The 22422-nt window shown below is 53.3% G+C and carries 23 protein-coding genes; 15 read left to right on the top strand and 8 right to left on the bottom strand.

Features of this window, described 5'->3' with window-relative positions; translation table 11 throughout:
- Positions 1-501 precede the first annotated feature (501 nt).
- The 3 genes from FJ147_17090 to FJ147_17080 all read left to right on the top strand — a co-directional run bounded on the left by FJ147_17090 (position 502) and on the right by FJ147_17080 (position 4245).
- Positions 502-2346 carry a hypothetical protein gene (locus FJ147_17090; GenBank protein ID MBM4257595.1) on the top strand — a complete coding sequence of 615 codons (1845 nt, stop codon included), beginning with the start codon at positions 502-504 and terminating at the stop codon, positions 2344-2346.
- Positions 2347-2432: 86 nt separating this feature from the next.
- A complete protein-coding gene (locus FJ147_17085; protein MBM4257594.1) occupies positions 2433-3497 on the top strand; it encodes a hypothetical protein in 1065 nt (354 codons plus the stop codon).
- A 4-nt stretch (positions 3498-3501) separates the two neighbouring features.
- Complete coding sequence (locus tag FJ147_17080) at positions 3502-4245, top strand: NDP-sugar synthase (protein MBM4257593.1); 744 nt, start codon at positions 3502-3504, stop codon at positions 4243-4245.
- Here the strand turns inward: FJ147_17080 and FJ147_17075 are convergent.
- The 6 genes from FJ147_17075 to msrB all read right to left on the bottom strand — a co-directional run bounded on the left by FJ147_17075 (position 4242) and on the right by msrB (position 9273).
- Positions 4242-4973: a hypothetical protein gene (locus FJ147_17075; protein MBM4257592.1), complete on the bottom strand. Its 732-nt coding sequence runs from the start codon at positions 4971-4973 to the stop codon at positions 4242-4244. The genes FJ147_17080 and FJ147_17075 overlap by 4 nt on opposite strands.
- A gap of 5 nt (positions 4974-4978) precedes the next feature.
- Positions 4979-6082 carry an epimerase gene (locus tag FJ147_17070; protein MBM4257591.1) on the bottom strand — a complete coding sequence of 368 codons (1104 nt, stop codon included), beginning with the start codon at positions 6080-6082 and terminating at the stop codon, positions 4979-4981.
- A 110-nt stretch (positions 6083-6192) separates the two neighbouring features.
- On the bottom strand, positions 6193-7428 hold the full coding sequence (locus FJ147_17065) for a hypothetical protein (GenBank protein ID MBM4257590.1): 1236 nt from the start codon (positions 7426-7428) through the stop codon (positions 6193-6195).
- Positions 7429-7658: 230 nt separating this feature from the next.
- Positions 7659-8081, bottom strand: coding sequence for a hypothetical protein (locus FJ147_17060; GenBank protein ID MBM4257589.1), 423 nt, complete (start codon positions 8079-8081; stop codon positions 7659-7661).
- A 14-nt stretch (positions 8082-8095) separates the two neighbouring features.
- Positions 8096-8737, bottom strand: coding sequence for a peptide-methionine (S)-S-oxide reductase MsrA (gene msrA / locus FJ147_17055; protein MBM4257588.1), 642 nt, complete (start codon positions 8735-8737; stop codon positions 8096-8098).
- Between the two features lie 2 nt (positions 8738-8739).
- The gene (gene msrB / locus FJ147_17050; GenBank protein MBM4257587.1) at positions 8740-9273 is read right to left on the bottom strand and encodes a peptide-methionine (R)-S-oxide reductase MsrB; all 534 of its coding nucleotides are present in this window, start codon (positions 9271-9273) and stop codon (positions 8740-8742) included.
- 85 nt (positions 9274-9358) lie between these two features.
- Between msrB and modA the strand changes: the two genes are divergently transcribed.
- Positions 9359-10222 (top strand): molybdate ABC transporter substrate-binding protein, encoded by an 864-nt coding sequence (modA, locus tag FJ147_17045; protein ID MBM4257586.1) that lies wholly within the window; start codon positions 9359-9361, stop codon positions 10220-10222.
- Positions 10223-10314: 92 nt separating this feature from the next.
- Here the strand turns inward: modA and FJ147_17040 are convergent, their stop codons facing one another.
- On the bottom strand, positions 10315-11229 hold the full coding sequence (locus FJ147_17040) for an SDR family NAD(P)-dependent oxidoreductase (protein MBM4257585.1): 915 nt from the start codon (positions 11227-11229) through the stop codon (positions 10315-10317).
- Positions 11230-11458: 229 nt separating this feature from the next.
- Here FJ147_17040 and FJ147_17035 point away from each other — a divergent pair, with 229 nt between their 5' ends.
- The 6 genes from FJ147_17035 (at position 11459) to FJ147_17010 (ending at position 15971) form a co-directional block, all read left to right on the top strand.
- On the top strand, positions 11459-12571 hold the full coding sequence (locus FJ147_17035; GenBank protein MBM4257584.1) for an LLM class flavin-dependent oxidoreductase: 1113 nt from the start codon (positions 11459-11461) through the stop codon (positions 12569-12571).
- Positions 12555-13430: a sugar phosphate isomerase/epimerase gene (locus FJ147_17030; protein MBM4257583.1), complete on the top strand. Its 876-nt coding sequence runs from the start codon at positions 12555-12557 to the stop codon at positions 13428-13430. Before FJ147_17035 ends, FJ147_17030 begins: the two co-directional genes overlap by 17 nt.
- A gap of 326 nt (positions 13431-13756) precedes the next feature.
- Positions 13757-14095 (top strand): hypothetical protein, encoded by a 339-nt coding sequence (locus tag FJ147_17025; GenBank protein ID MBM4257582.1) that lies wholly within the window; start codon positions 13757-13759, stop codon positions 14093-14095.
- A gap of 120 nt (positions 14096-14215) precedes the next feature.
- Entirely contained in the window at positions 14216-14806 is a 591-nt protein-coding gene (locus tag FJ147_17020) for an RNA polymerase sigma factor (protein MBM4257581.1), read from the top strand.
- Positions 14806-15468 carry a hypothetical protein gene (locus FJ147_17015; GenBank protein ID MBM4257580.1) on the top strand — a complete coding sequence of 221 codons (663 nt, stop codon included), beginning with the start codon at positions 14806-14808 and terminating at the stop codon, positions 15466-15468. The genes FJ147_17020 and FJ147_17015 overlap by 1 nt, the downstream gene beginning before the upstream one ends.
- Positions 15399-15971: a periplasmic heavy metal sensor gene (locus tag FJ147_17010; GenBank protein MBM4257579.1), complete on the top strand. Its 573-nt coding sequence runs from the start codon at positions 15399-15401 to the stop codon at positions 15969-15971. Before FJ147_17015 ends, FJ147_17010 begins: the two co-directional genes overlap by 70 nt.
- A 21-nt stretch (positions 15972-15992) precedes the next feature.
- Here FJ147_17010 and FJ147_17005 read toward each other — a convergent pair whose 3' ends face one another.
- Positions 15993-17177, bottom strand: a complete 1185-nt coding sequence (locus FJ147_17005) for an ATP-binding protein (protein ID MBM4257578.1) — start codon at positions 17175-17177, stop codon at positions 15993-15995.
- Between the two features lie 117 nt (positions 17178-17294).
- On the opposite strand from FJ147_17005, the gene modB reads away from it, so the two are divergent.
- The 5 genes from modB (at position 17295) to FJ147_16980 (ending at position 22056) form a co-directional block, all read left to right on the top strand.
- Positions 17295-18089 carry a molybdate ABC transporter permease subunit gene (gene modB, locus FJ147_17000; GenBank protein MBM4257577.1) on the top strand — a complete coding sequence of 265 codons (795 nt, stop codon included), beginning with the start codon at positions 17295-17297 and terminating at the stop codon, positions 18087-18089.
- Entirely contained in the window at positions 18082-19188 is a 1107-nt protein-coding gene (locus FJ147_16995) for an ABC transporter ATP-binding protein (protein MBM4257576.1), read from the top strand. Before modB ends, FJ147_16995 begins: the two co-directional genes overlap by 8 nt.
- A 33-nt stretch (positions 19189-19221) precedes the next feature.
- A complete protein-coding gene (locus FJ147_16990) occupies positions 19222-19410 on the top strand; it encodes a DUF433 domain-containing protein (protein ID MBM4257575.1) in 189 nt (62 codons plus the stop codon).
- A 256-nt stretch (positions 19411-19666) separates the two neighbouring features.
- Complete coding sequence (locus FJ147_16985; protein MBM4257574.1) at positions 19667-20629, top strand: cyclase family protein; 963 nt, start codon at positions 19667-19669, stop codon at positions 20627-20629.
- Positions 20630-20661: 32 nt separating this feature from the next.
- Positions 20662-22056 carry an MFS transporter gene (locus FJ147_16980; GenBank protein MBM4257573.1) on the top strand — a complete coding sequence of 465 codons (1395 nt, stop codon included), beginning with the start codon at positions 20662-20664 and terminating at the stop codon, positions 22054-22056.
- The last annotated feature ends 366 nt before the right edge of the window (positions 22057-22422 follow it).

Here is a 22422-nt window from a genome sequence, read left to right as displayed (position 1 = left end):
AGGGAGAGGGCTAGGGTGAGGGGATGAAATATAAGGCTGCTGGCTTTTCGATCCCCTCATCCTGACCTTCTCCCGGTGGGAGAAGGAACCCACATCCGCAAGGTCGTGGCTTAACTTAATACCATTGGTCATTAGGGGAGCGGGCATCCAGGAGCTTCACCCCTGAACGATTGCCTATTCTCCCTGGATTCCCGCCTTCGCGGGCATGACGTCTCATCTTTTCTCAGCGTAACAGACTACCCCTAAAAGGCCTCCCCTTTGGGGCAGAGGAGCAACCTCTGCCCCCTACTAACTATTGGTTACTGACCTGTCATTGCTGTCTTTCCCTTCAGCCACTGGTCTTCCAGCCTTTCTTCCCTTACCGGCGTGTCAGTAGTCGTTCTTGCACTTCCAGATGAAGCGTGACAGAAGCTACCCTGAAGGACAGCCCGAAGCTTGAGAGAACTGTGAGATTTCTTTGAGATTGGCCGGAGCAGGTTCTCGTCTGCGCGTGAGATCACTATGCCAGCATCTGACATCTTGGCCTTTGGACCGTTTCATCTGGATCTGAGCCACGCGCAGCTGTGGCACGAGGGACAAGAGCAAAAGCTAACGGCAAAAGCATTTGCCGTGCTCGGGTATCTGGCGACTCACCCGCAGCGCATTGTCACGAAGACGGAACTCTTTGCCGAGGTCTGGCCGGAAGTCGTCGTCAGTGATTGGGCGCTGACCACCTGTGTACGCGAGATCCGTCGGGTGCTGGGGGATACGGCCAAGACACCACGGGTTATCGAGACCGTGTATCGGCGTGGATACCGGTTCATTGGGGAGGTCGTCAGTAGTACTGATCTGTCCGGCGTCCAGCGTCCGGCGTCTGAAGTCAGAAATTCTCAATCCGCAATCCCCAGTCCGCCTCCCGCAATACCCCTGGTTGGGCGCGAAGCGGAACTCACCCATCTTCACACTCTGTTAGACAAAGCCGGGAATGGTCAGCGGCAACTGGTCTTTATCACCGGCGAGCCCGGCATTGGCAAGACCGCGCTGATCGATGCCTTTCGGTGGAGACTCGAGGCTGGCGACTGGAGACTAGCCCCGTCCTTCCAAGCCCCTAGTCCCAAGCCTCTAGCCCCTTCCGTGAGCTTTGCTCACGGGCAGTGCATCGAACGCTATGGGCAAAGTGAAGCCTATCTCCCGGTGTTGGAAGCGTTGGGGCGGTTAGGACGAACTGCAGTCGGCCACACGCTCAAGGCCGTGTTCACGCGCTATGCCCCAACCTGGTTGTTACATTTACCCGCGCTTGTCAGCAGCGAAGAAGCTCTGGCTCTACAACCGCGTGTCCTCGGGACGACATCAGAGCGGATGATCCGCGAATTGGTCGAAGCGCTCGAAGTGCTCACTGCCGAACGGACGCTCGTCCTTATCTTGGAAGATCTGCACTGGGCAGATGCTTCCACCATCGAACTCCTAGCCACCATCGCCCAACGACGAGAGCCAGCACGTTTGCTCGTGCTCGGGACCTATCGGCCCAACGAAGTTTTAGGCACCACCACCCCACTCAACAACTTAGTACACGAGCTACAAGCACACCACCGCAGTGTTGAAGTCCCTGTGCTGGGGTTAACTGAAGCGCATGTGGCCGCGTATCTACAGCAGCGGTTTCCTCACAACGCCTTTCCTACGCGTCTGCCCGAGATCCTCTATCACCGTACTGATGGTACGCCATTATTTCTGCGCAATATCATTGATGAACTGATCGCACAGAACACCGTCGTGCAACGCGACGGGCAATGGATCTTGCAGGACGACGTCACCTACCTTGTGGCTGCCCTTCCAGACAGCATCCGCCATGTGGTCGTGCGACAATGTGAGTGCTTATCTCCCGAAGTTCAGCAAGTGTTGGCTGCGGCAAGTGTGGCGGGTATAGAGTTTTCGGTTGCCTCGGTTGCGGCGGCTTTAGAGACCGACGTTGTCACTGTTGGGGTACACTGTGCACGCTTGGCCGCGCGGCAACAGTTCTTGCGGCCTGCAGGTATTGCGGAGTGGCCGGATGGCACCGTTGCGGCCCGCTACGGCTTTTTGCACATCTTGTATCAGCATGTATGGCACGAGCAAGTTACCATCGAGCAGCAACAACTGTGGCACCTGCGGATCGGTGAGCGCAAGGAACTCGCCTATCAAGAGTGTGAAAGCGAGATTGCCAGCGAACTTGCCCTACACTTTGAACAAGGGCGGGCGTATCCTCGAGCCATTTATTACCTGAAGCAGGCCGCAGAAAATGCCCGTCAACGCTCAGCCAACGACGAAGTTCTCAGGCATATCATGAAAGCACTCTTCTTGCTCCAACCGTTACCTCGAACTTTTCCCTAATGCCACGATCGTCACGATGCCCTGATGAGTCAATCTACCTCTAGAGCCTTTGACAGCCTACCAGCGGCTTGCTACTCCGTAGCACCATGGATGCAAAACTTCGCCAAGCGATCGACAAAGCACTAGAAACAAAGTGGGGCAAGGGAACAGTTATCACGCGAGTCGAGCCGCTCACCGGTGATGCGTCAAGTCGCAGCTATGTGCGGCTGTATCTGAGCGGAGGTGGACCGGCAACTACAGTCGTGATGATGCTGTCAGGCAGTGCGTTGCCGCTCTCTTCTGACGAACTCGCGGTCTTCAAAGAACCCCTGAAGGAACTACCGTATCTCAATGTCTATCGTTTCCTGCAGTCACTGGGAGTCACGGTTCCGGAGACCTATTACGATGGTAGCAAAGAAGGATTTCTTCTGCTTGAGGATATCGGTGATGTTCCACTACGCGAGGCCGCGCAGGGTTTGGCCACTACGAATATTGAAGAGCTGTACAAGCAAGCTATCGATCAGTTGGTACGCCTGCAAGTCGAAGGCACACGTCGTGGCGACGAGTCGTGCATCGCTTTTCAGCAAGCATTTGATCACCGCTTGTTCATGTGGGAGTTCGAGCATTTCATTGAATGGGGATTAGAAAAACGCGAAGGCAAACCGTTGTCCACCGCCGAAGGCAAAGAGTTGCGCACGATGTTTGACGAAATTTCTACTCGTCTCGATCGTGCGCCGCGTTTTCTCAATCATCGTGATTATCATAGTTGGAATTTGTTTGTGCAGGATGATGGCATTCGCGTTATCGATTTTCAGGATGCGTTACTCGCACCTGCGACGTATGATCTCGAAACATTACTCAATGACCGCGACACACCAACGGTGATCTCTCCTGCGCTTGAGCAGGCACTAGTTAACTACTATCACACCGCCTGGCATGCCAGTGGTGGCGCATCTATCGCCCAAGAGCAGATGTGGGAAGAATACAACCTGTGTTTATTGCAGAAAGCCAGTAAAGTGGTCGGGCGTTTTTATTATCTCGAACTGGAAAAGAAAAAGACGGGCTATAGCCGTTATATTCCACCAACGCTAGCAACCGCTCGTCGAGTCGTGGCGCGACTGCCGCAGTATCGACGTCTGCAAGAAATCATTGCCTCGCATTTTCCCGAGTAAACCGATGCGTGCAATGATTCTGGCTGCTGGGTTTGGCACTCGGTTACGACCGTTAACCAACACTGTCCCGAAGGCTTTGGTGCCAGTCGCTGGCCGCCCGTTGATTGAGTACAACCTGTTACTGCTCAAAGCCTACGGCATCGAGGATGTCGTCATCAACTTGCATCACCTTGGCGGCAAAATTCGCGAAGCGTTTGGCGATGGCAATGCCTATGGATTGCGAATTATCTACTCACCAGAAGATCCGATTCTTGAATCGGGTGGCGGCATCAAGAATGCGCAGCGTTATCTTGACGGTGACACGTTTATCGTCGTGAACTGCGACACGATTATCGATATTGACCTTAATGCGCTTGTTGCTTCACACCGCCAGACTAAAGCAGTCGGAACGTTAGTTCTCCGCTCTGACCCTGAAGCTGCGAATTACGGACTGTTGAAGTGCGATGCTCACGGTCGGCTCTATCGTATCCGTGGTGAACCGGCAGACCCCCCAGTGACAGAGCCGTTGTCTCAATACATGTTCACTGGCTGTCAGATTCTGGAACCACGCGTTTTTGATTTCATGCCTGAGGTCAAGCCATTTAGCACGACACGCGAGACATACGTCACTATGCTTCGTGCTGGCGAGCCATTGTATGGATTTGTCCACAGTAGCACATGGATGACCGTCGATGACGCGGAGGCAATGGCGCGAGCAACACACGCGATTGTGTCTGGTCAGGTGCGGTTGTCGTATTTACGACCTTAACCTTGTTCCTCAATAATCCGTACAAAATTCTCCAAACACCGACGCGCCATCGGCGCTTCTTGTATAGTAGACAGGAGCCACTCGCGCACCGGCTGCCCTTCGGGTCGCCGGTGAAATACCTCAGGGGGCAACACCGGCGTCAGCGAATGGATGAGATCTTCAACGATTTGTGGGGTGAACTCTGAGTGAAACTGAGTTCCCCATATACGGTCACCGATGACAAACGCCTGACACTCCCAGTGATCATTCTGCGCTAACGTCACAGCTCCGGGCGGTAGTTCAGTCACCACATCTCCATGACTCATCTGGGCAATGAATTGCTCTGGCACAGAGGCAAACAGAGGATTGCGAGTTGCCTCCTCTGTTTGCTGTAATGTGACGGTTCCTAATTCCCATCCGCGTGGACACTTCTCGACTTTGCCACCAAAAGTCTGCGCTAAGAGTTGATGGCCAAAGCATACGCCATACAATGGGATCGCACGATCGGCTGTACGTTTGAGAAATTCTTCACTCTTGGTGATCCAGGTTTCGTCGTCATACGTCGAGGCCGGCGAACCAGTGATGATTACGCCTGCCCAATTTGCGTCGGGAACCTCTTCTTTGCGCACATCGACAACTACACAGCGCTCCTGACCGATGACGCGTAGGAACGCATTTTCGTATGGTCCGAGGTTGGCAATGACTCGTCGCGGTAGTTCGCCTGTTTTTAGAATGAGGATTGGCTTCATAGTTCTCAACGATCGCGATGATCGCGTTGTTGTCCGGGCTCCTTAGGATGAGCATACGGGTGCGGACGGCTGGTATCAATATTGAACGGCACCGCAGCCATGCGTTGCAGACTTTCTTTGTAGGCTGCGGCTAAGCGGTCTTCGCCCGCGTAATCAAACGGGTCCTGCAGCCGCACTTCAACTTCATCACCAGGTGTGGGTCTGTGCTTCAACAACCACTGGACGGTTCTTTTCAATCCTTCCTCTGGTGACACGATGTCACGATAACCAATTTCCGTCTTAATCTTGAACAAATCCATCTGGCGATGATGTGAGGTTTCCTGGAACGCATACGGCCGCGAGGGAATCGCAACTGCATTAGGGACATCAAGGATTTCCCATTCGTGGTTCATTTCCTTGGCGACGACTTCAATAATCTGTCGTAAAGTCAGTGTCTTTTCATCACCACAATTGTAGATTTGCCCGGCCGATTCTTTTGGACGATCAACTGACAGCAGAACCGCGTGCCCCATGTTTTCGGCATAACCATGCGTCGCGAGCGTCAATCCACCATCGGGAACGATGATGAACGGGCGTTTATCGAGAACGCGGCGAATGATGCACCATTCGCGTGGCACAAGTTGATAGGCGCCGTAGATATAGGGATAGCGGAAGTAGGCCGCCGTGGGGTGTGCGTCCAGCACAGCTTGTTCGGTAATGGCAATCAGATAAGAAAAACGCAGCTCTTGCTCGGTAGCCACCACCGGGAAACTTTCCGGGGTTGGCGCTGGCAGGCCGGCAGGAAAGACCGCCCGCGGATGCATGTAGCCACGATAGGCAGCAACACCACCAATACCAATAAACCGCCCCACTTTCCCGACTAACGCCTCAGCAACAAAACGGATACGCCCGTACGTTACGACCGCAAGATCAAAGGTGCGACCTTTCAGCGCATCATCAATCGTCTCACGAAAATGCGGATCACCATGAATATGTTCCACTTCTGGTGGGATTTCGGGAATCTCATGGGTTCCACGATGAAAAATCGTGACCTTATATCCGCGCTTGAGTAATCCATTAACGATATACGGTCCTGTCGGCCCAGTCCCACCAACAACCAATGCGTTCATACTCCTCCTTTATGTCCGGAACATTGCGTTGATCCTTGCGGTTCCGTCCGTATGAATTCGTCCTTCATCTCGCGTTTCGTAGGTTCTCAACCATCACAGGGGCTCTCGCCCTACCACTCTCGCTCGGTCGGTAGCAGTGTCCGCCCTGCTGGGAGTTGCCTTTGCTCGCTATTCTTCACTGTAGACTCTTTCTTTTTGGGTGCCTTCGGATCCGCGCCATAGGCGATCAATAACTCAGCAAGTGACCTTCGTCTTTTGAGGAGGGCGGTTTGTAGTGGGGTAGCGCCACTGTTATCCCGCGCATCAACGGTCGCCCCACCCCGCAACAATTGTTCAGCAACGGCCACCTCTCCACTCCACAATGAAGAGAAGTGGAGCGGGGTACGCCCCGAGGAATCGACCGCGCTTACGCGTGCTCCCTGAGCGAGGAGGACCTCCACCAACTTTTCCCGCCCGGTGAGCGCCGCAAGATGTAGTGGCACACAATCCGCCAGAGACCCTACTTCAGTCAAACGAGAGGAATCACCGGCATAGAGATTGGTCGAGAGTGTTACCGCGTTCTCTTCTACTTGAATCCGTTCGTCTACATTGGCCGAGGCAGTAAGCAGCATTTTTGTGGCCTCGCCTCGTCCGGCCAGCACGGCGAGGTGCAGTGGGGTTAATAAATACTTCACGTCATCTGTAGGCGTAAGCGGTAGAATCATACGAACGCCAACCTCCGCTCCTTGCTCAAGCAGCAGTGCAACGACAGACGGGGTGCCGTTTGCTGCCGCGAGATGGAGGGGCGTCTGTCCGTTGTACAAATTTCTCGCATTCACCTCGGCCCCATGTGAGAGCAGAAGTTGCACCGCTTGAGCATTGCCACTTTGCGCCGCTCGGTGCAATGGAGTCTCTCCGCGATTTCGCTCCATGGATTCCTTCCCACCCGCAGCACTGAGAAACGTAAGGCGTTCAAGGTCTCCCTTCTCACGTGCGATCGGCAAGGATCCCCACCGTTGGCTGTTTCTGGTATGAACGTTCGCTCCATACGCAAGGAGAGCTTGCGTAAGCTCAGCACGTTGGGCTTCTACTACATAGTGAAGGGAAGTATCCCCAGAGACGGTTTGCGCGTTCACATCGACATTATGATCAAGAAGGAAGTTCACTATTCGTTTGTGTCCGTACTTTACAGCCAAATGGAGTGCCGTTTCTCCGTGAGCGTTGGTCACGTTGACATTCGCCGTAGAAGTAATCAACCGCTGAACCTCTTTCAGGTTCCCTGCCTTTGCTGCCTCAGGTAACGGCTCCGCCAAGGCAGGCGTGACACATAGGGACAGGACGAGCAGGAGCAGACCCGTTTTCAGCATAGAGCCCCCGTCTCGACCTCGGTATCATCGGCAACACTACGTGTGAGCGTCACGCCGTCTCGTGTCTTCATCGGAACGTCTTTCTCGACGACAACGCGATACGTTGCTTCAGTACTCGATGACGTGGCCATACGTCGCCCTCCTTGTATAGGCGGCCTACCCTACCACAGAGCGCGTATAAGAAAAAAGAGCAAAAACAGGCGAAAAAGATAGGCAGGAAAAGAGCGGGCTTACTGTTCAGGCCGAGTCACTCCAGGGTCCGGAGTGAGCGAGTTATTGGTCGATCCAGAAGACTGGCCAGCCTGCGCATCGACGTCGGTGTTTCGCTGCTGCAATCGTTGTATAGCTTCCTGTTGAGCCTTCTGGAACTCTTTCATTGTCTGCAGTTGGCCGGGAAGCGTATGAGGAGACTCATCTTTGGGGAACCAGCCGGACACTGTCTCTTTCATTCCTCGTGCGGCTCGTGTGAAGAAAGGTTCTTCCCTGACCCACGGTGACGGCTTCTGCCAACCAAATTCTCGTCGCAGTTCATCAAGAACGCTTTCGTTTTCAGGTGGGTCATAATAGCGGTGGTAAGGAATCCGCTCGGTCTGCGTGACGCACCCAGTGAAGAAAACAGCAAATAAGAGAGAAGTCCACCAGTTCGGCTTCATACGGCTCTCGATGCTCAATGCTTCGCTTCTTTCGGTTTCCCCCAAATCTCTTCGAGCTTAGCATCTCGACCGCAGCGATAGCGATAGTATTTGTAACGAGTCGGGTTATTGACGTAGTAATTCTGATGATAATCCTCAGCCACATAGAATTCACCAGCTGGGACGATCTCAGTCACAATTGGTTGACTAAAGCGGCCAGATTTTTCTAATGTTACCTTTGAGGCTTCAGCAAGGCGTTTCTGTTCGTCGCCATGATAAAAGACCGCCGTACGATATTGCTTTCCATGGTCACAAAACTGAGCGTTCGCTGTGAACGGATCAATATTACGCCAGAAGACTTCAAGCAGTTTCCCGTAGCTGACCTTGGCAGGATCGTACGCCACTTGTACGGCTTCGGCATGGCCAGTCAGCCCTTCAGCAACATCCTGATACGTCGGATTCTTCTCTTTCCCGCCGATATACCCAGAAGTCGTCGAGATGACACCGTCTAATTCATCATATGGCGGCTCCATACACCAGAAGCACCCGCCAGCGAAAGTAGCGATTGCCTGAGACTTATCACTACTTGTTGTGTTCTTCTCTTCCTTCTGTGCGTAAGCGACAACAAGAAATCCCAACAGAGCTATGGGTAACACAATCTTTAGCCATGTTTTCATAGTCATGTCCTCAGTGCTGGAAGGGGCTCACCAGTGGGAACAAAGTTGAGTGCGACACCATTATTGCAGTAACGTTTTCCCGTTGGCGGCGGTCCGTCATCAAACACATGGCCTTGGTGCCCGCCACAACGGAGGCAGTGATATTCTGTCCGTGGGTAGACCAGCTTGTAGTCAGTTTTCATACCTAACCGTCCAGGAATGGGTTGGAAAAAACTCGGCCAGCCAGTCCCACTTTCATATTTTGCTTTCGACTCGAACAACGGCAGATAGCAGGCGGCGCAGATAAATGTCCCCTCTCGCTTCTCATCGTTCAATGGGCTCGCCCCTGCCCGCTCGGTCTCCTCTTCAAAAAGTACGGCGTAGGCCTTGGAAGGGAGGAGCTTCTTCCATTCGGGAAGGGGTTTATCAAGTTTCGTTATGGGCGTCCCGACCTGCTCAGAGGTCGCATTAGCAGTATCACTCCGCGTACAGGATGAAACACCTAACCACCCTAGCGCAAGTGCGGTCACGTGTTGGAGAAAATGTCTTCGTCGCATGTGTCCTTTTGTACCTCCTCACTATAGGGTTTAATGCCATTGTTGTGAAAAAAGTTTCATCACATTTCTTTAGAGGCTAACAGGAATGAGAATCAGTATCGATAGCAAACGGTGGAAACAACTCTTCCTTGGCATCATGGTACTCAGTGTTGTTTGTGTTCATGGTGGTCAGATCTCTCTCGGCACCGGCCTCGTCCAGGCAGCTGAACCGTCAAGCTCCGCAAAAGAGCTGGTCGTGTTTGCTGCCGCTTCGCTGACAGAACCTTTTCGTGAAATCGCGAAACAGCTCGAACTTGCCTATCCGGGCTTGAAAGTGGTGTACAATTTTGGCGGGTCATCAGCACTACGCACGCAATTGGAGCAAGGGGCTCATGCTGACGTGTTCGCTGCTGCTGACGCGATCCAAATCGAGCAGGCGAAAAAAAACGGAATTGTTCAAGGGGACACCCCTGTCTTTGCACAAAACCGACTCGTGGTCATTGTTCCACTCGCAAACCCTGCGAAGATTAAAACCTTCTGTGGCCTCGGGAAACCTGGCATCAAACTCGATCTTGCGCATGCGAATGTTCCGATAGGAAACTACAGTCGCCAAGCAATTGCCAAAGCCAGTACGGCCTGTGGAGCCGATTTTGAGGAACGAACGTTAAATAATGTTGTTTCCGAAGAAGAGAATGTCAAACAAGTCGTGACGAAAATTCAGCTTGGTGAGGCTGATGCCGGTATCGTCTATGCTTCTGATGTCACCATACGGGTGAACAAAGATGTGCACACCATCACCCTCGATGATGCCTACAATCAGATTGCTAGCTATCCGATCGCCGTGACGGCAGTTGCCAAGAGCCGCAACATGGCAGAAGTCTTCGTCACCTTCGTCCTTTCCCCCGAAGGCCAAGTCATTCTAGGAGGACACGGGTTCATGCCAGTGAAAAATAGAAAATTGTCGCAATAGGAGTAGTCTCGATGGTGCCCTTCGACTTCACTGCGTTTCGCTCAGGATAAACTCCACAGAATCAAGGAACAGGGAGGATTTTTCCAACCTGCTCACTCCCGCGGCGCCACCATACGAAACACCTTGCGCATCACATCTGACGCATTCAGGTATGGGGCAGCCTGACTCATGTCGCAGATCTCAGTGTAGCGGTCACGAATCTGTTCAGGGGTAGGGATAGTGGCAGTGTCAAACAACGCACCGCGCGCTTCGCGAATTTCTACCTTAGCGTAATAGCCAGCGCCCGCTTCGATAATGTGACCGGTCTCTTCATTCTCCGGCGCGCACAGCCACGCAACTGCTGCAGTGACAAACTCGGGCTTCAGCAACGCCGCAGTCTTTGGGTTGGTAACGTTCTCTGTCATGCGTGTCTGCGCCATCGGCGCAATCGCATGTATGGTAATGTTGTGCTTTCGTCCTTCTTCTTTGAGTGCATTCATAAAGCCGACAACCGCCAGCTTGGCCGCACCATAATTTGTGTGACCATGATTGCCATACAAGCCAGCGGCGGAACTGGTCATGACAATGCGACCAAATTTCTTGGCGTGCATCGTCGGCCATGCGGCGTGGGAACAGTAGACTGCACCCATCAAATGTACATCAACCAAAGCACGAAAGTCGGCCAGGTCCATTTTGTCGAGGGTTTTATCGCGCACGTTTCCGGCATTGTTGATAAGGATGTCGACGGTACCAAAGGCATCAAGCGCAGTTTTAATAATATTGCGTCCACCTTCTTCGGTGGCAACAGAATCATAGTTGGCTACTGCCTGTCCCTCGGCAGCTTTGATCTCTGCGACGACGGCATCGGCGGCGGCATGCGAACCACCGGTTCCAGCGACCGTCCCCCCAAGATCATTGACCACAACCTTTGCACCGCGTGAGGCAAAGAACTTAGCGTGGCTACGCCCGAGACCATTGCCTGCGCCAGTGACAACCACAACACGACCATCGAAGCGAATTTCGTTCATAGGGAGATTCCTTTTGTTCAATGAGAGTTGGCAGGATTCTATGGGGTTGTCGGGAGCTGTCAAGCTTTCTTGTCTAAGCGCTCAGCAGTCAGCTATCAGCTGTCAGCCAAAAGAAAAGGAGCGACAAATTTCTTAAAGAGCTGAAAGCTGAGCACTGATAGCTGATAGCTTACTTTTCCACACCATTCCTGGTAACACAGCGATGACACAACACTGCGGAGGAAAACTTATGCCCATCAACATTCTCGGCATGATTGGCGTCGCACCGCCGACGACTGGTGGCGCGACAGTACACGTCATTGGTGGTGGCATCGATCGTGATTACGTTCGTCGCTTTTCGCAAGTACATGAAGATTCGGGCTTCGATGCGGTGTTGGTCGGCTATACCTCTTCTTCTGCCGAAGGATTTCAGATTGCGCAGTATGCCGCAGCACATACAAATCACTTAAAATTTCTCGTTGCCCATCGGCCAGGATTTGTCATGCCGACGTTAGCAGCGCGCACGGCTGCAACGTTCGATTCCCTCACCGATGGTCGCTTATGGCTGCATATCATCACTGGCGGTGCAGACAACGAGCAACAACGTGACGGCGATTGGCTTGGTCACGATGACCGTTATGCACGTACAGACGAGTATTTGGAAATTGTCCGTCGTATGTGGACCGCAGAGAAGCCGTTCGACTTCGAGGGTCGGTTCTATCGTGTCAAGAAAGCGTTCTCCGAGGTTCGCTCTCCACAAAAGCCGCATATTCCTATCTACTTTGGTGGCGCATCAGATGCTGCAGTCACTGTTGGCGCCAAGCATAGTGATGTCTACGCGTTGTTTGGCGAACCCCGAGCAGAGATCGGTGCAATGATCGAGCGTATTCGCGCTGAAGCGGAACCGTATGATCGCCAACCACGATTTAACGTGTCGTTTCGTCCGATTATTGCTCGCACAGAAGGTGAAGCCTGGGACAAAGCGCGCAATATCCTGGCACAGATAGAGAAGAATCCGCAGAAACTGCCGGTTGCTATGGAAGCAGAGTTTAGTCGCCGCCTCACTCGCCTCGCAGATGAGGGAGAAGTCTATGATGAACGGTTGTGGACTGGCTTGGTGAAAATCTCTGGTGCGAATGGGAATACGACTGCCCTGGTCGGCACTCCAGAGCAAGTCGCTGAGGCTATTGTACGTTACTACGATCTCGGAGTACGTGGCGTATTAATTCGTGGGTTTGATCCGTTTGCTGACGCTAAAGAGTTTGGCAAAGAACTGATCCCGTGTATTCGTGCGCTCGTCGCCGAACGAGATCGCTCTGTCACTCTCATACATCAAGGAGAGAATTATGCTCGGGCCAAATGATCTCAGTCTGTGTTGTGGAACGATACGTCACGCGGATTTTCGTCAACTGGTTGAAGCCGCAAGCGCCAACGGCTATCGCGCCATTTCCCTCTGGCCGCATATTTACCTGAACGCGCGTGGTCAAGGGTTGAGCGATACCGACCTGCGCAACATTCTCAAAGACAATGACATCGCCATCACCGAACTCGACCCGTTGTGCAATTGGATTCCTGGATGTACAGCTCCGCCCGAACGCGGAACCATGTCGGCGGAATTCTACGAAGGGGTCAAAGCATTTTTCAGCTACGGTGAGGATTTATTCTTTCGTATTGCCGATACGCTCGGTGGCCGTCATCTCAATCTCGTGCAACTGTTTCCGCCAGCTATCGACCCGAAAGTTGTTGGCGAAGCGTTCGGTGGCGTGTGCGACCGCGCAGCAAAGCACGGACTGTTAGTGTCATTAGAGTTCTTGCCGTGGTCTCCGATCGCCAACATTACCCAAGGCTTAGAGATCGTTACAATCGCCAGTCGTCCTAACGGCGGCCTGATGTTCGACACCTGGCATCATTTTCGCTCCGGTGGTACCAGCGCACAAATCCGGCAACTCCCTAAAGGGTCAATTGCCGCGATTCAATTTAACGACGCGCCACGTCAGCCTGTCGTCGCTGACATCCTTACAGAAACACTCAGTGCTCGGCTTTTGCCCGGAGAGGGCGATATGGATCTGGTTGGAAACATTCAAGCGTGGGATTCTATCGGCACCACTGCACCAGTCGGTGTCGAAGTTTTTTCTTCGGAACTCGATAAATTGCCACCTAAGGAAGCAGCTCGTCTCGCTGCCGAAGCTACGCGGCGCGTGTTGGCGCGAGCCAGGGTGTAGAAGCTATTGAAAAACCCTTCGACAAGCTCAGGGTAAACGGAAATGGAACTGAAAAAGGGATGAGAGAAACCCGTTCGTGCTGAGCCTGTCGAAGCACGGTTTTGATTCTTGCACCGATCTCTGAGGAATTTATCAACAACAGAGAAGCCGGGAACGGTCTGCGACTCCTTCGACTGGGCTCAGGACAAGCTTATCCCGGCCTATCTTTGCGTAATCTCCTTTTAGAAGAAAAAAAGAGCAGCCTGACCGACGGATTTTTCGTCCTCATCCGTGTAACAAAGCAACGGATCAGGCCTGACCGATTCTTCTGAGAAGGAGCTGTTCACATGAAGTATTCAACAACTTTGCTGGCGGTAGCGTTACTCACGATCAGTGGCACATTCTCATTCGCTACAGCAGAATGCCAACGTCCAACGCAAGAAGAGCGAGAAGCGACCAGGAACGCCCTGTTCACCGAAGCTGATGCCGACAAGAACGGGTTGTTGACTCTAGAGGAGTATGACGTCCTGAAAGATCTCGTGGAAGAGGCGCGAGCAGAGCGCATGTTTACCTGCATCGATAGCAACGGCGATGGGGCAGTCAGTGCTGAAGAGTTAGCCGCGCAGCAGTCTCAGCGAGATGGTCACGGCAGGCGTGGTGGCCAGGGTCGCCAGCGACCATTCTAAGGGACACCGAGCAATGGCAGCTGAGAGAGGCCAAGTCAAACTGTTCTCGTCCAGCCTCTCTCAGCTTCGCGGCAAGAAATAAGAAAGGGCATATCGTTCAGCGTGAAACCCGCAAAGGACCTGAGTCGTAGAGAGGATGCGGTCGGAGATGAGTACGAGTCGGACGACGTACTCATGGTTCGAGTTGGGCGGGGAGATCAAACTGCCTGTCGTGACTTGGTGGAACGCTACCTTGGACGTATTGTGGCGTTTGCTGGTCGTGTCCTTGACGACCGCCCTGGTGCAGAAGACGTTGCCCAGGACGTCTTCTTACGCGTCTGGCAGCATGCAAGCCGCTGGCGTCCACAGGGAACCGCGCGGTTGACGACCTGGCTTCATCGTATCGCGCTGAATTTATGTCTCGATCGTCTTGCGCACCGCCGCGATACTCCTTTCGATGACATTGCCGAGCCGCCCGACCCACGCCCATCAACCGAGAGGTTGTTGCATGAACAAGAACTCGGCCTCCACGTCACCCGTGCCTTACAAAACTTACCTGACGCACAACGCATCGCCATCTCGTTGTGTTATTACCAAGGACTACGCAATAAAGAGGCAGCTGAAATGATGGAGATTAGTGCTGAAGCACTGGAGTCACTGTTAGTGCGTGGGCGACGTACGCTACGCGAGCGCTTAGCCCACCTGGCCCCTTCCCTGCGAGGAGATGACTAATGGAACGCAACCGATCCGACACCGACGATGAAAGCCCTCAGCCAATGACGCTCCAGAGATTCCAAGAACTGCTTGATGCCTACGGAGCAGAGCCAACACACTGGCCTGAAGAAGAACGGGCAGTAGCCGAAGCGTTATTGGCACGTTCAGCCGAAGCTCGGACCTTTCAGGAGCACGCCGCGCATCTGGATCACTTGCTGAATCTTGCTCCGAGTGTCCAGCCTTCTCCTGAGCTAAGGCAAAAAGTCTTGGCGCAAGTTCCTCCGCTACAGGCCACAGAAATTGCACCGAAGCAACGTCCAGTCTTCAGCCTCCTGCGTCCAGGGCAGCGGCAAAGACGGCTAGGAGCAGTCCGCTCTGCACCCTCTAATTTCACTCACCATAGGCGAGTATGGTCTTCGCTTGTTGCCGCACTACTCGTGATAGTGGGCGTATGGTCGACGCGAGCGTTACGAGCACCACAACAAATGCCGACCCTCGACCCGGCAACATTGGGAATCTACGAAACCCCAACAGATGTTCTTCTTGAATCGCCAGGATTTGATTTGTTTTCAGCTATGCCATCGATCGGGTGTGAAGACTCAGACCTTGCATGTCCACAGCTCGATGCTCCTCAAGATACTCAATCGCAGTCGTATTTGCAGGGAAGGAAACTGGTATGACCCGACTTTTTCGTGTGACGCTTCTGATCGTGCTGGGCAGTGTGGGTGGATGGCTACTCCCAAGCTGGGCGGCTCCACCAATGCCAATGGGACGCCCACCGTTTCTCGATCAACTCTTTCCTCCGGAATTGGTCATGCGCAACCAAACGGAGATTGGCTTAACTGCGACACAGCAAGCAGCGATTACACAAGCCATGACCGAAGCGCACACCAAACTCATTGATCTACAGTGGAAACTCGAAGCAGCGACACAAGCGTTAACAAAGATCCTGGAGCAAGCGACAGTCGACGAGACGGCAGCGCTGGCGCAATGGGAGCAAGTCACCAGTATTGAGCAACAGGTGAAGAAAGCTCACTTTACGCTCTTGGTCCGTATCAAGAACCAACTCACACCCGCTCAGCAAGAAAAATTGCGGACATTACGACCAGCGCGCCCAGGTCCAGGAGGGCCACCGTGGATGCGTGGCAGACGACCGGAAGGAATGGGCGGCACGCCGGAGTAACGTCTTTGCAAACGCCTACAATCAAGAGTTGAGCACAACTCTCGAAAGCAATTCACTTATAGTGATGGCTTCGATATCATTCCCAAGAGGATACCGCTCACGAATCGGAGTGACATAATACCGTTCTGAGGCTTTGACCTCTTCGCATCCGAGGCGAAAGCCTTTACTCACCTGTGGCATCAGCGTTCGTTTGATCTCAATTGCCAGCACCTGACGGCGTGGCCCTTCGAGCACCAGATCAATCTCTGCCTGAGCGCTGGTACGATAATAGGATGCCATCCATGAATCAGGCAGGTGAACTAACAGCGACTCCAGGATGAACCCTTCCCAGGACTCGCCACACAAAGGGTGACCGAGCAATGTCTCCATATCTGGGATGTTGGTAAGCCGATGCAATAAGCCAGAGTCGCGAACGTAGACCTTTGGCGTTTTCACCAATCGCTTCGTGCTATTCCCAGACCACGGAGGAAGTTGACGCACCATGTACAAATCGGTCAACACATCCAAGTAATGTCGAATCGTATGACCAGACACGCCTAAACTCCCAGCCAAGCGGGCCGCATTGAGTTGTCCCCCCTGCCCATGCGCAAGCATCGTCCACAACCGTCGCATTTGCTCGGCTGGCAGTCGAGGACCAAGCTGAGGAATATCCCGTTCGAGATATGTCGTGATGAAATTGCTCCGCCAATCCCAACTGGTTTGTTCGCTCTCTGCCAAATAACTTCCCGGAAATCCTCCACGCAGCCACAATTGCTCAAGATCGGCACTCCTATCATCCAGAAAAACCTCTGCGGCAGAAAACGGCGCAAGAGAAAGATAGGCAATGCGACCGGCTAAGCTTTCAGATGATTGTTGCAGCAGATCCCGAGAAGCTGAGCCCAGCACGAGGAAATGCCCAGCACGCTTGCCGGCACGAATGCACTCATCAACCAAGCTGCGTAAGAGAGAGAATAACTCAGGACGGCGTTGCACTTCATCAAGAATCACCAGTTTCTCATGGTGTTGGCGAAGATAGAGCTCAGCTTCATCCAGCTTGCTGCGATCAGAGTCACGTTCGAGATCCAAATACAGCGCTTCCTGCGTCAGGTCTTTTGCTAGTGCTAACGCGAGCGTGGTCTTCCCTGCCTGGCGTGGCCCAAGCAAAGCCACAACAGGAAAAGACCGTATCCCAGCCAGCATCCGATCGGTTATAAAGCGGCGAATCATCCTTGTAATATGGAATTCTTACTTCCGAATTGCAAGGAGGAAGACGGCAACGGTAAGTTAACGGAAGAAAGACCGGTAGTGATTGTCTCATCGAAATGGAATACTGTTCGTCACCGCATGAACAGTACACGTCTCTTGCTCCTCGTACCGGTCCTTGGCGTCGGTCTTTTTCTTTCGCTGCCGCTGGTTGCCATCTTTCTCAGGGTCTTACCAGCTGATGGCGCATGGGCGGCACTGCACCAACCGGTAGTGGCAGAAGCGTTATGGCTCAGTCTGCTGACCTCGTTGTGTAGCCTCGGACTCGCCTTGGCATTGGGCACCCCGCTTGCGTATCTTCTTGCTCGATATCGTTTCCCTGGTGCTGCACTCGTTGATACGTTAATCGACTTACCGATGGTCTTGCCGCCGACCGTTGCTGGAGTCGCTCTGCTCATGACCTTTGGCCGTCGCGGTATTCTTGGCTCGTATCTTGATCTCTTCGGCATCCACATTGCCTTTACCACTCTCGCGGTTATTCTCGCGCAGAGTTTTGTCAGTATTCCCTTCTATATTCGCGCAGCTCGCGCCGGATTTCAGAGTGTTGATCAAGAACTGGAACGCGTAGCGTATACGCTTGGCCACTCACATCTGAGCACGTTCGTGCGGGTGACGATCCCCCTCGCTTTTCCAGCGTTGCTGAGTGGCGCGGTCATGACCTGGGCACGCGCGTTAGGCGAATTTGGCGCGACCATCATGTTCGCTGGCAATCTCATTGGCCGTACGCAAACTATGCCGCTAGCGATCTACACAGCAATGGAGTCGGACCTTACTGTCGCGCTGGTGCTATCAAGCATTCTGGCGATTGTTTCATTCAGCGTACTCTTTAGCGTGCGCTACATTCTCCACCGCAGTCCGTTTGGTGTGTATGCTTGAGGTTGAAATCCACAAGCGACTCGCTGGTTTCGATCTCGACGTCGCATTCACCACCAATCACGAACTGGTTGTGCTCTTTGGCCCGTCAGGCGCAGGGAAAAGCCTCACACTGCAGGCCATTGCGGGAACCTTCACCCCCGACAGTGGTCGGATATCGATTGACGAGCAGTTAGTCTACGACAGCACCCAACGTCTCAACCTGTTACCACAGCAGCGCCGGATTGGGTACGTACCACAACACTACGCGCTCTTTCCACATTTAACCGCTGCCGGAAACATCGGCTTTGGGTTGTTACATCGCCCACGACCTGAACGTGAAGCAAAGGTGCAAGAGTTACTCGCGCTCTTTGGCTTGCAAGGGTTAGAGCATCGTCGCCCACGTGAGTTATCTGGCGGGCAACAGCAACGCGTTGCCCTGGCCCGAGCGCTGGCTGTTGACCCACGACTGCTGCTACTTGATGAGCCGCTTGCAGCACTCGACGTGACATTACGCGAGTCGTTACGAGAAGAACTCATACAACTGCAAGCACGGACGAAGATTACGATACTTGTCGTCACCCATGATCTAGCAGATGCCTTCGCCCTAGGACAGCGAGTGATTATTTATGATGCAGGGAAGGTGATCCAACAAGGGACGCGAGAGCAAGTCTTCTTTCATCCAGCCACGCGACGCGTCGCGGAGTTTGTTGGTACAGGCAACATTCTTCCGGCAGTAGTTGAACGCTCCGAGAAGGATGTGCTGTGGGTCCGCTGGCAAAATCAGCTTCTTACAGTGGCATCACATCCACTAAGCCCAGGAACATCGGTCTATATCTGTGTCCGTCCAACCCAGATCTTACTTGTCCGCCCAGATCGCCTCTCGCAACGAGAACGAGAAAACGTGCTGCATGGACGAGTCGTCAATGAACGCCTTGAACGCGAGACCTACATCCTGCACTGGCGGTTAGCAGACAGCGATACGCCATACGACTTAGAAATCGTCCTGCCTAGGTATGTGTATCATCGATTGTCGCTTGATACTGAAAAGGAAGTGATGGTTGAGTTGCGGCGGCAGGCGCTGCATGTCATTCTTACAAGCCAAGGAAAGGAAACTGTATGAACGACCGCATCGTCATCGACCCTGCCATTCAGCATGGGGAAGCCGGTCATTCGCGGTACTCGCGTACCGGTCGTACGAATTATTGGCGGCTTGGCTGGAGGCATGAGCATCAAGGAGGTCTCGCGCGAGTACGAAGTCAGCGAAGCGGACATACGTGCTGCGTTGGCTTATGCAAGCGAAGTGATCGACCAAGAAGAACATCACCCTCTGCCTCCCGCATAACATAGTAATTACGTGTGCACTTCTTAACGGCATGTAGCTGAATCCCCCCATACTGTTGCTCCTTGTCGTTTAAACGAAAATCGTAGAACGTAGGCCGAAATAAGCGCAACGTTTCCGGCGAGCACAGCCAGGCACGGCTTGCAGCCTTATCCTGGCCTACACCGGCCACGCGCTCGCGTCTTGTCGTTCCAATGAAAACCGTAGTATAGAAGCGTGTCCTCGCACACTTTCACGGAGAACAAAGGAGGGAAATGCAATGGCCACAGTGCCAACGTTCGCACAATTGCCAGTGGTCGGTCAGACCACTGAACGTCACGCCTGGGATGTGTTTGGACGCGATGACCAACTCGGCACCATCAATCTCATTACCCCCGAACATGTGAAACGAGCCTCATCGCTCGTGCGCACGGGAAAAGTCATTAATCTTGATCTACCACTCAATTTCCCTTTCCCGCTCTATGGCGGGTTCCGCGCTGCTGGGTATAAACATCACATCGAGATTGGTCGTGGTGCGCGTGATGATTATGTCGATAACCTCGCCATGCAAGGTTCCAGTCAGTGGGACAGTCTGCGTCATATTCGCTATCGCGAGTTTGGCTACTACGGCGGTCGGCAAGACGAGGACCTCGACAATAAAGGACAACTTGGCATCGAAAACTGGGCGCGGCGCGGCATCATTGGCCGTGGCGTGTTGCTTGATGCGTCAGGCTATATGCAACGGCAAGGAACACCGCTCGTTGCGAGCAAGAAGTTCGCGATGGATGGTCCGTTTTTGGAGAAAGTCGCTGCTGCGCAGAAAGTGAAACTCGAATCTGGGGACCTCATTCTGCTCCGCACCGGCTGGCTGACCTGGTACAAGACGCTCGATGAAGCTGGACGAGAAAGCCTCCGTGGCACCTTGCATCCAGGTGATGATGGCATGGCATGCCCTGGACTCGATCCAAGCCAGGCCACTGCTGCATGGGTTTGGGATCATCAAATTGCGGCGATGGCCTCAGACAACGTCGCACTGGAAGTATTGCCGGTTGATCCAGCAATTGGCTTTCAACATCGCAGACTGATTGCATTGCAAGGGATGCCGATCGGTGAGGTGTGGGATCTCGATGAACTCGCGCAGGAATGCGCAAAAGACGGAGTGTATGAGTTCATGCTGGTTTCATCGCCGTTGAATCTGCCTGGGGGCGTGGGGTCACCACCCAATGCGTACGCTATTAAATGAAAAATTGAAAATGAAGAATTGAAGGCCAAGATATGAAAGCAGAAAGCGAAGAACACCATCAGGATTCTAAGACTCTTCTGACGTCGGACGCCGGACGCCGGACACCGGACTTTTCTCCGGCGTCCCGCTCCCCAAAGTTCCGTTTCGTCGTCATGGGTGCGTTATGGATGACGGCGTTCTTTCTCTTTCTCGATCGCGTCAACATCTCGCTCGCTGCGCCGTACATTATGGACGATCTGGGATTGAGCGGAATCGAGACCGGTTTGATTCTCAGCTCCTATTATTGGGGCTATATCCTCGGGCAGTTATGTGGCGGTGTTGCTTCTGATCGGCTTAGTATTCGTAAGTGGTCAACATTGATGTTCGCTGGCTGGTGCGTGCTGACCGCACTCACTGGTCTATGTCGTACGGTCACACAGTTTGCCATCGTGCGTGGACTATTCGGTGTGTCAGAGGGCTGGGTCGCCAACCCCATCAACAAACTGGAAAACAACTGGTTACTTCCTAACGAACGAGGCTGGGTCTACGGTGTGACCGTCGGGTTTGGCTACGTGGGCCTCATTGTCGGATTGCCGTTAGTGGGCTGGCTGATTGGCCAGTGGGGCTGGCGTGCCATGTTCTATGGCACGGGTGCGCTGACTGTTCTGGGCGTGATTATTTTCTGGTTGCTCATTTACGACCGTCCAGAGCAACATCCATGGATCTCACAAGCAGAGAAAGACCTCCTCGCTGAAGCCCTCACGAAAGATCGTGTTACCTTTGATCCGCAGAAAGGCACGACTCGTACATTGTCGTTTGCTGAAGGAGTGCGCACCTTGGCCAGTAGTTGGGTGTTCTGGGCCATTTGCGTCGCCAACTTCTTCACTCTTTGTGTTGGTTTTACCAGCCTGAGCTGGCTTCCTGGCTACCTGGTCAAGGAACGTGGCTATACGATCATGACGAGCGGTCTCGTGTTGGCGATTCCATATCTTGCCGCGTTTATTGGCTCGTTCTCAGGGGGGTATATCGGCGACCGAACGGGAAATCGCAGTGCAGTTGGTTTGGTCATGAATCTTCTCACCGGCCCGCTCATGATTGCCCTGATGCTCACGCAAGACATGACGATGACCATCGCTTTGATGAGCGTCGTGTTATTTGTCAATGCCGCAGCATTCAATTCTCTTATTGTGCTGATGTTCGATCTTTTTCCTGCAGAAGTCTTGGGCGTTGCGGCAGGCTTGTGTATTGGCTTGTTCGGTGGATTAGGCGGAGTGACTGGTCCGCTCGTGTTGGGCTATGCCTACGACCAGACGCAGTCATTCTTCTGGGGATTCTCAGCGATTGGTATTGGTGCAACGGTCGCTTCGCTGGTTTTGATTCCGGTGTGGATGTACGAACAACGAGTCAAGCGGGAGAAGTCGAACAAGGCTTCAGGTCACAGGCTGTAGGCTATAGGGAAAAAAAGGGGATCGGTGGGCAACGCTGCGCTTTTGCCCACCCTACTTCTACGTTTCTTCCCTAAAGCCTAGTAGATAGTCCAGAAAGTTTTGATGGATAACTCAAGGGACGTTATTCCCGCGAAAGCGGGAATCCAGGAGGCTTAACCACGGGCCACTGCTGAATTTCCCTGGATGCCCGCCTGCGCGGGCATGACGAAACCCTATCCCTCAAAATTAAATGGACTGACTAGTACTACTCCGTTAAGTAATAAGATATAGTAGAAAGAGCGAAGAGACAAGGATGGATGAGCAGCGTGAAACTGGCAGAGTTACGAGCGGTCGAGAAGCAGCTGGGCGCGTTTGTGGAGGAGTTTG

The sequence above is a fragment of the Deltaproteobacteria bacterium genome, from assembly GCA_016874775.1.
Taxonomy (GTDB): domain Bacteria; phylum Desulfobacterota; class Binatia; order Bin18; family Bin18; genus VGTJ01.
Note: the sequence above shows the minus strand (reverse complement) of the source record. Positions and strands in the feature narration are given on the sequence as shown.